The sequence below is a fragment of the Treponema sp. R8-4-B8 genome, from assembly GCF_054786175.1.
Map to the genome: position 1 here is coordinate 1 of NZ_BDHE01000455.1, position 430 is coordinate 430.

The following is a 430-nucleotide window of genomic DNA, read 5'->3' on the forward strand; positions in this document are numbered from 1 at the left end:
ACTGTCTCTTATACACATCTAGATGTGTATAAGAGACAGGCTCTAGGCAGCCTTCTGCCCTGCAAGATATGCCTTTGGCAAATCCTGGCGCAACAGTTGCGTTTTTTGGCGAAAGCAATTCAAGCCACGATATGCGGCACGAATATGCATTTGCCATGCAAAAAGCAGGATTTTACAATTTTGTTCTGGAAAATTTTTCGGAAGAACAATTGGAAAATCCTGTTGAAATTCGCTTGAATTATAGCGAAGAAAGGGGAAAATTCACCGGTATCCCAACTCAGGTTATAAAAGCCGAATTCTTGAAGAACGGCACGTCTTGGTTTAAATTCACATTGAAAGAATCCAGCGATAAGGAAAATTTGCACCCACGTGACAAGGCTACGGAAAAAAAATATCGCCAAAAGGTTCTTTTGGATAGGTTTCTAGAAGA

At 40.7% G+C, this 430-nt stretch carries 1 protein-coding gene; it reads left to right on the forward strand.

What is annotated here, in order from left to right; translation table 11 throughout:
• Positions 1-74: 74 nt before the first annotated feature.
• On the forward strand, positions 75-430 hold a 356-nt coding region (locus ACYVRA_RS09220; protein ID WP_461252404.1), incomplete at its 3' end, for a hypothetical protein.